This is a genomic window from Eubacterium sp. ER2 (assembly GCF_000765215.1).
GTDB classification, from domain to species: domain Bacteria; phylum Bacillota; class Clostridia; order Lachnospirales; family Lachnospiraceae; genus Claveliimonas; species Claveliimonas intestinigallinarum.
In genome coordinates, this window is record NZ_JPJE01000034.1 from 22,620 (window position 1) to 36,337 (window position 13,718).

Consider the following 13,718-nt stretch of genomic DNA (forward strand, 5'->3'; position numbering starts at 1 on the left):
ACATCACCATTATATTTCAGCAGGCCCCAAAGGACAAGAGAAAGCTCTCGCTGCCGGGAACTTTTTCATTTGCAATCCCGGGAATATATTGTACAATATCTGTGAAAGCTTAATGCGGGGAGGGCCTTCGATATGCAGGACACATGGGAAAAGAGGAGAAAAAGGATTTTTGAGATCATAGAGGTGGGGACAGAGTACGACTATGTCAGCCGCATCTATGATTTTTTCAACGCCTTCTGCATCATTCTCAATCTGGTGGCCAGTATGGTCTACACCTTTGACGAGTACCGGGCTGCCTACGGCGGCATCCTGATGGTCATAGAGCAGGCCACTGTGGCCATGTTCCTGCTGGACTACCTCCTGCGGATCTGGACGGCAAAATATCTGTATCCGGGCAGTACACAGCCCAGGGCTGTCTCCAAATACATGACCTCCTTCACCGGGATCGTGGATCTTTTGTCCTTCCTGCCCCAGTATCTTCCCTTCTTTTTCCCGGCAGGGGCTATCGCCTTCCGCATGTTCCGGATCATCCGCATTTTCCGTCTGTTCCGCATCAACGCCTACTACGACTCCCTGAACGTGATCACGGAGGTCATTGTGAGCAAAAAGCAGCAGCTTTTCTCCTCAGTCTTCATCATCCTCATGCTGATGCTGGCCTCCAGCCTGTGCATGTACAGTCTGGAGCATGAAGCCCAGCCGGAGGTGTTTTCCAACGCCTTCTCCGGCATCTGGTGGGCCGCGTCCACGCTTCTCACCGTGGGCTACGGGGACATTTACCCCATTACAGTGCTGGGGAAGATGTTCGGCATCTTTATCGCCTTTCTGGGCGTGGGTATTGTGGCCATCCCCACAGGTATCATCTCCGCCGGATTCGTGGATCAGTACTCCCGCATCAAGAGGATGAGCGAGTACGGCCAGGCGGCAGCTATCCATTTCATACAGATCCACCTGACAGAGCAGGACAAGTGGGCCGGAAAGACCATCTCCCAGCTCCACCTGCCGGCCCGGGTCATCGTAGCCGCCATACAGCGGGATCACCGGATCATCGTCCCCCGGGGCAGCATGATGCTGAAGGCCGGAGACGACATGGTTCTCGGCGCCGAGTCCTTCCACAACAACCAGGGTGAGCGCATCCAGCTCAAGGAAATGGTACTCCAGAAAAACCATCCCTGGATCGGCCAGCGCATCCAGGAGCTGGACATCTCGAGGAAATCTATCATCGTCCTCGTCAAGAGAAAGGGCCGCACCCTGATTCCCAACGGGAACATGATCCTCCGGGAGCAGGACATGGTCATCTTCTACTCCCAGATACACATGGCCAGCGCTACGCAGATAGAGGTGTAGCTCTCCCGCAGGGAAACAGCAGGCAAAAGATATTGATAGATTTTTTTAATTTATAATTGACAAAACGTGTGCAAATATGATATAAATATCTAGTGACCGATTTAAGTCGGAAGCAGGTACAGGGGATTGGTCAAATGGTATGACAGGAGTCTCCAAAACTCTTAGCGGGAGTTCGATTCTCTCATCCCCTGCTTTTGAAAAGCCTTGGGAACGGCGTAAAAGCGTTGTTTCTCAGGGCTTTTATCTTTACCAAAAATTCACGATACAACTATTAATTCTTAGTCTTTATCAACATGTACAGAAATCCTGATGGAGAAAACAAAAATGCCCATATTACTTGATCATCAATTGCAGGAACAGATACCGCATGATATCTCAGCTTTTCCCATTGCATTTTATTGCGATGAGCTTGCCGCCCTGCCAGACCGTGCGGGACCTATTCACTGGCATCCCTACTTTGAGATTGCCACAGCGCAAAGTGGTGTCCTTGACTATCAAGTGGGACAAACCCATACGATTCTGGAGCCGGGGGACAGCATCTTCGTCAACCAAAATGTGCTCCACGGAATCCGACAGCTGTCCGGCGCAGAGCCGGATCACCTTCCGATCATTGTTTTTTCCGCCACAGTGGTTGCCCCGGAGAACAGCTCTGTCTACCAGAAATATATCCAGCCGATTCTTGCGTGTAACTCTCTGCCCTTTGTTGTGTTCCGACACGACAGCAGTCTGTGGAAAGAGGTCCACAGGTGGATCCGCGCTACGTATCACGCCATACGGGAACATTCCGATTGTTACGAGCTGGAGGTTCAGCGCAATATCTCATGCATATTGGAGGCAGTCTTTCGCAATTTTGACTCTCTGCCAAAATCCGAAGCGTCACGGATACAGATGAACGCCCAGATACGGCTGCAGAAAATGCTGTCATATATTTACAAAAATTACGACCAAACGGTCACTCTGACAGACATTGCCGACGCCGCCAATATCAGCCGCAGCGAAGCGGGACGTTGTTTCCAGTCCTTTCTGGGGTGTTCTCCGGTGGAGGCGCTCATTCAGTACCGCCTTCAAACAGCGCAGCGTTTGCTGCGGGAAACCACACTGACTCTGCAGGAGATCAGTTTTGCCTGCGGATTTCATTCTGTCAATTACTTCAGTCGTCAATTCCGCAAAAGATACGGATATTCACCCGGTAAAAAACGCCAGCGGAAATGAAGCTTGGGTAAATAATGCTTCTATTTGACGCTATAGTGCCTTTGACTTTGAAGATTTTGATTATATAATACGCTTAAATTCGAGTGTGAAAGGAGATCCACTATGAAATTTAAGTGGTTAAACAAAAGCCGGATCGAACAGAGGAAGGGCCGGAACTGTTGGGCAAAATGTTGTTTTGAACTTACCGATTTTAGTACGCATGCTGTGGCAAGTGTAGTGACAAAGGGGAATTCCGATGATGCCAACGGATGCAATCTGGAAGGCAACACTGCCTGGCTGCGAGTTTGTCGGGTGGGCAACAATTTCGCGTTTCACTACTCTGTAGATGGTGTCAATTTTTATATGATACGATATTTTCATCTCCCTGCGGATCCCGCCATCAAAGTGGGACTCCTGGCACAGGCTCCGATAGGCGACGGCGGCGTCCGGGTGTATGAAAATCTCAGCATTGAGAAAAAAACAGTAAAAAACATTCGGGCAGGTAAGTAATATGGCTGAAACCAGAAAGTATCAAAAAACACTGACAGCCTGCTATCTGGGATTTGTCACCCAGGCCATAGCCGCCAATTTCGCCCCCCTTCTGTTTCTTACTTTCCAAAATACCTATGGGATCTCGTTGAAAAAGATTTCCCTGATCCCCGTTGTATTTTATCTCACCCAGCTGCTGGTTGACCTTGGAGCGAGCAGGTTTGCGGACAAAATTGGTTATCGCATCTGTGTGGTGACATCCCAGGCAGTTTCAGCAGCGGGGCTTGTGCTGCTGGCGGTTCTCCCTGAAGTACTCCCTGTGCCATTTCCGGGGATCCTCATCGCAGTGATGTTTTACGCCATCGGCAGCGGTCTTGTGGAGGTACTGGTAAGCCCTATCGTAGAGGCCTGCCCCTTCGAAAACAAGGACGGCAGGATGAGTTTACTGCACTCTTTTTACTGTTGGGGTGCGGTGGCCGTAATCCTGGGTTCCACTCTCTTTTTTGCAGTGTTTGGCACTGAGAACTGGAGGATACTCACGCTGATCTGGGCACTTGTACCGCTGGTAAATGTCTTTCAGTTCCTCGCATGTCCCATGGAGCGTCTGGTCGAAGAAGGCGAGAGTTTGCCTCTTCGCAGGCTGCTCCGACTGCCGCTATTGTGGATGATGATTTTACTGATGATCTGTTCCGGCGCATCCGAGGCGGCCATGGCGCAGTGGGCATCCGCCTTTACAGAGGCAGGGCTCGGCGTCTCTAAAACAGTTGGGGATTTGGCTGGCCCCTGTCTATTTGCTGTTTTCATGGGTATCTCCCGTATGCTGTATGGAAAAATGAGCGGGAACCTGAACCTGACAAAAACCATGCTGCTGAGCGGCTTGCTGTGCGTGTCTTGCTATCTGCTGGCCTCTCTTTCCCCCGTGCCGCTTCTTGGCCTGACAGGGTGCGCTCTTTGCGGTTTCAGCGTAGGCATTATGTGGCCAGGCACGATCAGCCTTTCTTCCCAAAAGTGTCCGCAAGGCGGCACCGCTATGTTCGCTTTTTTGGCATTAGCAGGAGATTTTGGCGGAACAATAAGCCCGGCAATGGTAGGGAGTCTCTCGGAACTGGCTGACGGCAATCTGAAAGCGGGACTGCTGGCCGCTACAATCTTTCCGATTCTTCTAGTGATTGGCTTGCTTACCGTGAACCGAAGGATGAAGGGTTCCATTTGAAGGCAACCGGATGGTACAGAGAAAGCCGGAAGCGCTCATTCACAGCGCTTCCGGCCTTTTTCCCGCTGAAAGATATAAAATCTCCTCCGTCATACGCAGCCCGCCTCTCTCATATAATGAAGAGACAACTGTAAGAGCAAGGATACGTCCCTATGTACCGCAAAATAAAACCACTCCCCTGCCTCCGGGTCACACTTCTCCTGGCCGCCGCCTTTCTCCTCGGCCGCACCGCCGCCCAGGTGACCTCCTTTGTCTCCTCCTCCCACTCTGACCGGATCCAGTCCTCCGCGGAGGGGAACTGGGGCCTTGGCTTCCAGGAGGAGGGCCAGCCCCCTGTGGGAAACGCCACCTCCCAGGAGCTGGCGCAGTACGACGCCTACTATCTGGGCGACACAGATAAAAAGCGGATCTACCTGACCTTTGACGCAGGCTATGAGAACGGCAACACGGAGCCCATCCTGGATGCACTGAAAAAGCACGAGGCCCCCGCCGCCTTTTTTGTGGTGGGCAATTTTATCTCTGAGAACCCGGACCTGATCCGCCGGATGGAGGAGGAAGGACACATTGTAGGCAACCACACCTCCACCCACCCCGATATGTCCCGGATCTCCACTCTGGAGACCTTCCGGGAAGAGCTGGAGGGTGTGGAAGCTTCCTATAAAGAGATCACAGGAAAGGAGATGACAAAGCTTTACCGCCCGCCCCAGGGGAAGTACAATGTGGAAAATCTGAAGATGGCCAAAGAGCTGGGCTACCACACCTTCTTCTGGAGCCTCGCCTACGTAGACTGGTACCAGGACGACCAGCCCTCAAAGGAGGCGGCCTTTGACAAGCTGCTTGGCCGCATCCACCCGGGCGCCATCGTCCTCCTCCACAGCACCTCCTCCACCAACGGGGAGATCATGGATGAGCTTCTGGGGAAATGGGAGGACATGGGCTACTCCTTCGGCTCCCTGGAAGAGCTGGTCCAGTCAGACAGATAGCGTAAAAAGAGGCGGCCCCTCTTTTCTAGAGGATATCAATGTACTCCCCTGCCAGAGCTTTGTTCATGCTGCGCACCGCACAGAATTTACCGCACATGCTGCATGTATCGCTGTGGTCGTCCTCCGGGCTCCTGCTGTCCCGGATCGCTTTTGCTGTCTCCGGATCAAGGGCACATGCAAACTGGGCATCCCAGTCCAGCTTCTGTCTCGCCTCGGCCATACGGTCGTCTATATCTCTCGCACCCGGGATACCCTTGGCGATGTCCGCCGCGTGAGCCGCGATCTTGGAGGCGATGATGCCCTGCTTCACGTCATCCACATTGGGAAGGGCCAGATGCTCTGCCGGCGTCACATAGCACAGGAAGGCAGCGCCGCTCATGGCTGCCACCGCGCCGCCGATGGCTGCTGTGATGTGATCGTAGCCCGGCGCGATATCTGTGACGAGAGGTCCAAGTACATAGAAGGGGGCGCCCATGCAGATGCTCTTCTGCACTTCCATGTTGGCAGCCACCTGGTCAAGGGGCACATGTCCCGGTCCCTCTACCATGACCTGCACATTGTGGTCCCAGGCCCGCTTGGTCAGCTCGCCTAAGCGGACCAGCTCCTCGATCTGGCACACGTCTGTGGCGTCGGCCAGACAGCCGGGACGGCAGGCGTCTCCCAGGGAGATGGTCACATCATACTCCTCGCAGATGTCCAGGATCTCGTCAAAATACTCGTAAAAGGGGTTCTCCTCCCCGGTCATGCTCATCCAGGCAAACACCAGGCTTCCTCCCCGGCTCACAATGTTCATTTTTCTCTTGTGCTTCCGGATCTGCTCAATGGTCTTGCGGGTAATGCCACAGTGGAGCGTCACAAAATCCACTCCGTCCTCCGCGTGGAGACGGATCACATCAATAAAATCCTTAGCCGTCAGAGTGGCCAGATCCCTCTGATAATGGATCACACTGTCATATACCGGCACCGTCCCGATCATAACCGGGCACTCGCTTGTCAGCTTCTGCCGGAAGGGCTGGGTGTTTCCGTGGCTGGAGAGATCCATGATGGCCTCCGCCCCCAGATTGACAGCGCTCATCACCTTCTGCATCTCGATGTCATAGTCCTTGCAGTCCCTGGACACCCCCAGGTTTACATTAATCTTTGTGCGGAGCATGCTGCCCACGCCCTCCGGATCCAGGCAGGTGTGGCGCTTGTTGGCGCAGATCGCAACCTTCCCTTCCGCCACCAGCTGCATGAGCTTTTCTACCGGCATCTTCTCCTTCTCTGCCACCCTTTTGATCTGGGGTGTCACAATGCCCTTGCGGGCCGCATCCATCTGTGTTGTGTAAGCTTCCATTTGTCCTACCTCCATTTGTATTTGTCCTGTTTTCTCCGACGCCGGCCATGGAAAACGCAGGACAAAGGAACGCAAAATTCCCTTCTCCCCGTCCGGATGCCGACGCCTTCACCTCTGTATAACGCGGTGATCATCATGGCTGTATTTCCTCCTTTGCAGTACAACCAGATTTTTCTATAGCGGCAGAAGGTGGTGTCCCCAATCTGCCGCTTTTTCAGAGGGCACGCCCTCCGATAAACACATTTACCCTGCTGCCCGCAGCTGGCTCATGACTCCGCCTCTCTCCAGCACTGTGATCAGGATAAAGGCCAGTATGCTCCCCGCCACTGTAGACACGAGGAACGGTACAACGTACACGAAAAGTCCCGCAGGCTCCATCCCCATCAGAAGTTTGGCTGCCGGGTAGGCGCAAAGTCCGCCCAGGATGCCTGTCCCAAGGGCCTCTGCCACGCAGGTCGGGGCCAGCTTCTTACAGGCCGCATAGACCAGTCCGCAGCAGAGGGCTCCCACCATGCTGCCGGGAAATGCCAGAAGGCTTCCGATCCCCAGGATATTGCGCAGAAGGCTTGCCGTAAACGCAATCCCCACGCCCCAGCCGGGTCCCAGCGTAACCGCGGCCAGAATGTTGACCATGTGCTGTACCGGAGCGCATTTGCTGCCCGCTATGGGAAAACTGATCAGACTCCCCACCACGGCCAGGGCTGTGAGAACTCCCGCCAGCACCAGCTTTTTCGTTGCTGTATTTTGTTTCATCAATACACAGCTCCTTTCTCTATGTCCTCAGATCCAGTGGAAAGCTTTGCTGTGAAATAAGAGTTCCGCTTGCGGAACTTTCGCGCCGAGCGCAGTCGCTTTAGCGACTATTTTCTGCTTTGCGCGAGTGCGCATCCCACGGAGTGTTTTGTTTGACAGAAACAAGGTTTTCTATCAAACAAAAAGAGATGCACGAGGGCATCTCCATTTCACACACGAATACACATCCCTACGTTGGCATTATCCAAATCAGGTTGCGGGTCGAGACGATAACAGCCTCCTCTCAGCCGGCTAACGGCCAGCTCCCCGTGACACGCTTATTCAACTGTATCTGATCACTTGTCATTATAGACCTGCCGGAGGTCATTTGCAAGGATTTTCGGTTCTCTATTTTGTTACCTGCTCCTCCATCCTGACCCTGGGAAGGTTCCACCGGTAGTGGGAGGCCAGACACCGGATCCCCAGGACAAGCAGCACTCCGGCGAACATGGCCGTCGTGATCCCGGTCGTCCTGTAGAGAAGCGTGCAGGCCACGGCTCCGGCTATGGAAGCGCAGGCATAGATGTGGCGGACAAATATGTAGGGCGGGACCCCTGCCATGATGTCCCGGAGAAGTCCCCCTCCCACGCCGGTCACTGTGCCGGTGAAGATCAGAAGGAATGTATTGTCCCCGTGCCCCTGCTGGATGCCTGCGTTGACACCCACCACAGTAAAAATTCCCAGCCCCACCGCGTCCATCAGGAGCATGGCTCCGTCGTACAGCTTTCCCAGCCTGCCGCTGGAGCGAAAGCTGCGAAAATACGCCACCCCGAATACAAGGCAGGACACAAGGACCGCCACCGTCGCGTAGACCGGATCCCGAAACACATTGGGAGGAATGATCCCTACCACCACGTCCCGAATAGCTCCTCCGCCCACGGCGGTGACCACTCCCAGCACGCACACGCCAAATATATCCATAGATTTGCGGATGCCCACCAGCGCGCCGGAGACCGCAAAGGCCACCGTGCCGATGATCTCCAGTATAAAGACAATGTTATCCTGCACACTCATTTTTCTTTTCCTCTCATACTCATCATTCTCATACAGGGCATAACAGCCCAGGTCATTATAGCACAATTCCATACCATGACAAGTCTAAAAAGAAAACTCCGATAAGCAGACCTATAAGCAGCTGTCCTTGCGCCGGCCGCTCTCTCCCCAGTGTCCCGGCGTCACAGCTTCCAGCCCGCCGCCGTCTCCCTGGCGTTCACAAACCTCCGATAAATGCCCTCCTCCTGCATCAGCTCCTCATGACGCCCTCTCTGGACAATTTTCCCTTTATCCACCACAAGGATCTGGTCTGCATGGCGGACTGTCTTCAGCCGGTGGGCGATCATGAGGATGGTCTTCTCCTTTGTCAGAGCGTCGATGGCCTCCACCAGCTCCTTCTCATTCTCCGGGTCCACATTTGCCGTGGCCTCATCCAGGATGATGACCGGGGCGTCCTTCATCATGGCCCGGGCGACGGACAGACGCTGCTTCTCTCCCCCGGACAGGGAAGCCCCGCCCTCGCCGATAACCGTGTCATAGCCCTCAGGCAAAGCCATGATAAATTCGTGACAGCAGGCCTTTTTGGCGGCCTCCACCACCTTCTCCATGGGCGCCTCCTCCTGACCGAAGCGGATGTTGTTGGCGACCGTGTCCTGGAACAGGTACACGTTCTGGAACACAAAGCTGAAATTTTTCATCAGGCTGTCCATGCTGTAATCCCGCACATCCACGCCTCCCAGCCGCACGCAGCCCTGATCCACATCCCAGAACCGGGAGATGAGATGGCACAGGGTGGTCTTTCCTCCTCCGCTGGGCCCCACAATAGCTGTGGTGGTCCGCTCCGGGATGTGAACCGTGATCCCGTCGATGATGGGCCTCTTATCGTAGGAGAACGCAATGTCCTCCACATCGATGTCGTGACTTTTGGGCGTCAGGTCCCTGCCCTCTGTGTCCATGGGCTGCAGATCCAGGATTTCCTGTGCCTTATCCACGCTCACGTCCACAGTCCGCAGCAGAGCTGAGTAGTTTCCCGCCGAGTCCAGGCTGGAATAGACGATAAAGGAGCAGATCATCATGGAGATGCACACGATCAGATCCATTGTACCCGCCAGATAAAACCAGATGGACAGGAGGGTCATGGCCACGCCGGTCATCTTGGTGACAAAATTCTGGACGCACATGTAGGGAATAAATGTCTTCTCCAGCGTAAAGTTGCAGTCCTCATTTTCGCTGATAGCCGCATCCAGCTTCCGGCTCTGGGCACTCGTCATATTGTAGGCCCGCACCTCCATGATGCCCTGGATGTACTCCAGCAGCTTTTCCACAAGGCCGGAGTCGGCAGCGATCTTTCTCGGGGAGACCTTCTCGGATTTCCTCTGCATCCGGCTGTTGACAAGGAAGAAAAGGAGAAGGCCCGCCAGCACCACCAGGCCGATCCGCCAGTCGTAAAAGAGCAGCATGGCTGCGATGATGAGGGTGGTGAGCACGCCTTGGGTGGTGAGCATGACCACTCTGGTGGCCACGTCCCCCAGGTTCTCCATGGTGTTGGTGGTGACGGAGGTAATGTATCCCATGCTGTTGCTGTTAAAATAGCCCATGGGCAGATACCGCAGGTGCTCTGCGATCTCGATCCGCTTCCCCGCCGCGGTGCCGTAGCCCGCCTCACACTGGATGATGGTGTTGTAATACTTCACGATGAAGCCGCCGATGATGCTGACAAGACAGATGCCCAGGCACTGCCAGATCACCGCTGTAGTCACATTTCCCCCGATGACCGCGTCCAGCATGAGCACGATAGCCGGGATTTTCAGGGCCTCAAAGAGGGCCATCAGCACGCCGAAGAAGATGGACAGGTAAAATTTGCGCCGGTTCTCTCCCCCGCAGAAATCAAAAAATTTTCTCAGAATTTTAAGCATGAAGCTCCCCTCCTTCCTCTTTTTTGGCAGCCTGGTCCTTCACGGACATGTGGGCCGCCCACATCTGGCTGTAGAGACCGCCCTGGGCCAGCAGCTCCCCGTGGGTTCCCGCGGCGTCCACCCTGCCATCCCGGATCACAAAGATCCGATCCGCATCGCTGACGGTGGACAGGCGGTGGGCGATGACGATAAGCGTCTTTCCCTGCACCAGCCTGGCCACGGAGGCCTGGATCACCGCCTCGTTCTCCGGGTCCATGTAGGCAGAGGCCTCATCCAGTATCACGATGGGCGCGTCCTTCAGCATAGCCCGGGCAATGGCGATGCGCTGCCGCTCGCCGCCGGACAGATGGCCGCCGCTGCCCCCTGCCACTGTGTCGTAGCCTTTTTCCAGGCCCATGATGAAGTCGTGGCAGCCGCTCCTTCTGGCCACCTCCTCCACCTCCCCGTCCGTGGCGCCGGGGCGCCCCATACGGATATTTTCCCGGATGGTGTCGTCAAAGAGGTAATTGTCCTGGGAGACGTAGGCGATCCTCCGGTTATACTCCTCCAGGGACAGATCCCGGATGTCCACGCCGCCGATCCGGATGCTCCCCTCCTTCACATCCCAGAGGGAGGCGATCAGCTTGGCGATGGTGGACTTGCCGGAACCGGAGGGCCCCACAAGGGCGGCGACGCTGCCCGAGGAGATCTCCATGCTGACGCCGTGGAGCACCTCCCTGTCGTGGTAGGCAAAATGAACGTTTTCCAGCGTGACAGAGTGGTCCGAAGGTCTGGCCCTGTCCTTCTTTGGCCGGTCCAGCTCCTCCTGTGTAAGGATCTCTGTCACCTCCCCGATGATGGTCCCCATCTTTCCCAGGTCGTCTGTGTAGGACATGCAGGTGATAAGGGGCTGGATGAGGCCCACGGACAGCAGGATGATCATGATGAAATCCACCGGAGCCAGGCTGCCGTTCCTGACAAAGAGTCCCCCAAAGGGCAGCACCGTCAGGGCCGTGCAGGGGATCACCACCATGCCCAGGGAGAAGGGGATATTGCACTTTCGCATCCACTCCACATAGCAGGCCGCCCCCTCCTTTGCCGCTGTGACAAACCGGTCGTAGGAGGTCTTCGCCTTCCCGAAGGCCTTGATGACCTCGATGCCGTTGATGTACTCCACCGCTGTGTCATTTAAGGTCTTTGTCTTTGCCAGTACATTTTTGTAGTTCTCCTCGTACCCGATCATCATCATGGAGTAGAACAAAAGTCCCAGGGGCAGGGTGATAAGAGAGATGAGCGCCATCCTCCAGTCGATGGTCAGCATGTAGAGGAACACCAGCACCGGGGCCAGTATATTTCCCGTAAACTCCGGCAGCACGTGGGCCAGCGTGGTCTCAATGCTGTCCGTCCTCTCCATCATGATGTTCTTCAGCGTCCCTGACGGTCTGTCCTTCACGTACCCTAACGGAACCCGGGACAGCTTGTCGCACATCATCCTGCGCAGCTGGGCCAGCACATGAAAGGTGGCCTTGTGGGAGCAGGTTGTGGAAATGCTGTGAAGGATGACCCTGGCCGTCCAGAACGCGGCCATGACAAGGCCGGACGCCAGATAGGCCTGCCAGTTCCTGTCCCCCTCCACCAGTCTGTGGATCATATCCCCCATGATCAAATAGGGGATGACTCCGCACACCACGCCCACGGCTGCCACCGCCACGCTGACTGCGTAGAGCCCCCTGTGGGTTCCCGCAAATGTCATGACCCACCCCAGGGTAGACCTTTCCTTCTTTCTTTTTGCTTCCAAATGAAATCCCTCCTTTATTCTTACCTTCCGTCTCATCCGTGCGTTAGTTATTTCTAACCGTCTGGCAAAAGAAAAAGGGAATGCTCCCTGTTTTCTCCTCAGCGGCTTTCGCCGCCGCTCTGTGTATCCGCATCTTCACCGGCCTCCCTGGCTTCGCCCCCGTCAAAATCAACGCCCATGATCCGCATCCACCCGCCGGTGTGGAACTCCCTCAGCTGCCGTATCCGCCTGGACGCCGCCTCCTTTTCCATATCGTGGGCCACCATCTCAAACATGCCAGTAAACAGGCCGCTGGAGATCATGTGACACAGCTCCCTGTCTATCTCGGGCATGGGATGTCCTGTGGACTCCACGGCCTCGATGTAGCGGTAGGTGGCCTCCACCTCCTTCTCTGTCATCTCATGGATAAACTGTTCATAGGACGTGCCCCCGGCGGAGCAGATGAGGAGCTTGCACTCTGTGTAATGGTCATACACATAGTCCAGGATCTGCCCTATACAGTCGCCTGTCACCCGGGACATGGCGCCGGTCTGCTCACTGGCGGGCATCTCCCGGATGGCGGCAAGTCCCTGGTCAAAAAAACCCATCACTGCCCTGGCGTGGGGCCCTGCCAGAGCGTCAAAGAGGGCCTCCTTTGTGGGGTAATACCGGTAAAATGCCCCGGTGGTGACGCCCGCCTCCTTCACGATCCTGCGAAGGGAAGCCCGCTCAAAGCCCTTTTCCAGGAATTCCTCCCGGGCCGCCTCAAGGATCCTCTCCTGTGTTCCCTTCTCTTCTTCCATGGCCTTCCTCCCCTTTGTATCCTGCCTCTCCCCGCCGGAAACAGCCTCCGCTGCTGCGGCCCCTTTCACATCGGACCTTCCGGCAGAGATAACAGTGTGTGCTAACACTGTTATCAGTGTAGCAGAAAATGTGTCCGGGCACAAGAGGAAGGGCTGTATATGAGATTTTTTCTCAACTGGGATAAAGGTATAAGAAAAGGCAGGCTCCTGTCCTCTGGAGCCTGCCGGCTGTTGACTGATCATTTTCACGCGATTTTGCGGTTATTTCTCTGTCTGTGTTCCCCGCAGGGTCCTGATGTGATGGATGCCGTAGAGGGCAAAGGACAAAAGCAGCATGGCCGCACAGATTCCGATCAGGAGCCGGGATACCCCCTCAGGGATATTGTACCAGAACAGGTGCAGGACCATCATGGCGTAAATCAGCCAGGTGGTGACCTTTCCGTGCCAGTCAGCCCCGAACACGCTGCCCGTCTTCCGTATCACCAGAAGTCCGGTGATGGCCATGAAGATTTCTTTTACCACCATGATGGCAAGCGGGACTGCCATGAGGGGAAATCTGGTCAGGAGACAGGCCAGCATGGCTGCCTGGGTCAGCTTGTCCGCCACCGGGTCCAGCACCTTCCCCAGGTCGCTGGTCATATGAAAATGCCTGGCTATGAGCCCGTCCGCCGTGTCCGTCAGGCCTGATATCACCAGCACGATGCCGGTCCATATATACTCCTTCTGCACGCAGTACAGCCAGGCAAAGACCGGTATCAGGCAGAGCCGGAAAAAGGACAGGAGATTGGGAATGGTCAGTATCCTGCGGGTTGTCTCTTCATGCTTCATGGCGGGATGCTCCTTTTTATCTTGGCCTCATTGTCCATCTGCCGGACACCGCCGCCCGACAGAAAAGCCCTGAG

Annotated in this window: 12 protein-coding genes, 1 tRNA gene and 1 riboswitch; of the genes, 6 read left to right on the forward strand and 7 right to left on the reverse strand. The window is 55.4% G+C overall.

Annotation, left to right across the window (positions count from 1 at the left end):
- Positions 1-132 precede the first annotated feature (132 nt).
- The 6 genes from NI21_RS0112490 (at position 133) to NI21_RS0112515 (ending at position 5,220) form a co-directional block, all read left to right on the forward strand.
- On the forward strand, positions 133-1,344 hold the full coding sequence (locus NI21_RS0112490; protein ID WP_033126534.1) for an ion transporter: 1,212 nt from the start codon (positions 133-135) through the stop codon (positions 1,342-1,344).
- A gap of 120 nt (positions 1,345-1,464) precedes the next feature.
- Positions 1,465-1,535, forward strand: a tRNA-Trp gene (locus NI21_RS0112495).
- A gap of 118 nt (positions 1,536-1,653) precedes the next feature.
- A complete protein-coding gene (locus NI21_RS0112500) occupies positions 1,654-2,556 on the forward strand; it encodes a helix-turn-helix domain-containing protein (RefSeq protein WP_242842862.1) in 903 nt (300 codons plus the stop codon).
- Between the two features lie 102 nt (positions 2,557-2,658).
- Positions 2,659-3,045, forward strand: coding sequence for a DUF1349 domain-containing protein (locus NI21_RS0112505; RefSeq protein WP_242842863.1), 387 nt, complete (start codon positions 2,659-2,661; stop codon positions 3,043-3,045).
- A gap of 1 nt (position 3,046) precedes the next feature.
- Positions 3,047-4,237, forward strand: a complete 1,191-nt coding sequence (locus NI21_RS0112510; RefSeq protein WP_033126536.1) for a sugar MFS transporter — start codon at positions 3,047-3,049, stop codon at positions 4,235-4,237.
- Positions 4,238-4,389: 152 nt separating this feature from the next.
- On the forward strand, positions 4,390-5,220 hold the full coding sequence (locus NI21_RS0112515; RefSeq protein ID WP_033126537.1) for a polysaccharide deacetylase family protein: 831 nt from the start codon (positions 4,390-4,392) through the stop codon (positions 5,218-5,220).
- Between the two features lie 25 nt (positions 5,221-5,245).
- On the opposite strand, the gene thiC is transcribed toward NI21_RS0112515, so the two are convergent.
- The 7 genes from thiC to NI21_RS0112550 form a co-directional block, all read right to left on the reverse strand.
- Positions 5,246-6,556: a phosphomethylpyrimidine synthase ThiC gene (gene thiC, locus NI21_RS0112520; protein WP_033126538.1), complete on the reverse strand. Its 1,311-nt coding sequence runs from the start codon at positions 6,554-6,556 to the stop codon at positions 5,246-5,248.
- Positions 6,557-6,799: 243 nt separating this feature from the next.
- Positions 6,800-7,309 (reverse strand): energy coupling factor transporter S component ThiW, encoded by a 510-nt coding sequence (gene thiW / locus NI21_RS0112525; RefSeq protein WP_033126539.1) that lies wholly within the window; start codon positions 7,307-7,309, stop codon positions 6,800-6,802.
- 209 nt (positions 7,310-7,518) lie between these two features.
- Positions 7,519-7,628, reverse strand: a riboswitch (TPP riboswitch).
- 68 nt (positions 7,629-7,696) lie between these two features.
- Positions 7,697-8,362 (reverse strand): trimeric intracellular cation channel family protein, encoded by a 666-nt coding sequence (locus tag NI21_RS0112530; protein WP_033126572.1) that lies wholly within the window; start codon positions 8,360-8,362, stop codon positions 7,697-7,699.
- 161 nt (positions 8,363-8,523) lie between these two features.
- A complete protein-coding gene (locus tag NI21_RS0112535) occupies positions 8,524-10,257 on the reverse strand; it encodes an ABC transporter ATP-binding protein (RefSeq protein WP_033126540.1) in 1,734 nt (577 codons plus the stop codon).
- Positions 10,250-12,034, reverse strand: coding sequence for an ATP-binding cassette domain-containing protein (locus NI21_RS0112540; protein ID WP_033126541.1), 1,785 nt, complete (start codon positions 12,032-12,034; stop codon positions 10,250-10,252). The genes NI21_RS0112535 and NI21_RS0112540 overlap by 8 nt, the downstream gene beginning before the upstream one ends.
- A gap of 98 nt (positions 12,035-12,132) precedes the next feature.
- Positions 12,133-12,885 (reverse strand): TetR/AcrR family transcriptional regulator, encoded by a 753-nt coding sequence (locus NI21_RS0112545; RefSeq protein ID WP_242842864.1) that lies wholly within the window; start codon positions 12,883-12,885, stop codon positions 12,133-12,135.
- Positions 12,886-13,077: 192 nt separating this feature from the next.
- Positions 13,078-13,644: a CDP-alcohol phosphatidyltransferase family protein gene (locus tag NI21_RS0112550; RefSeq protein ID WP_033126542.1), complete on the reverse strand. Its 567-nt coding sequence runs from the start codon at positions 13,642-13,644 to the stop codon at positions 13,078-13,080.
- Positions 13,645-13,718 lie beyond the last annotated feature (74 nt).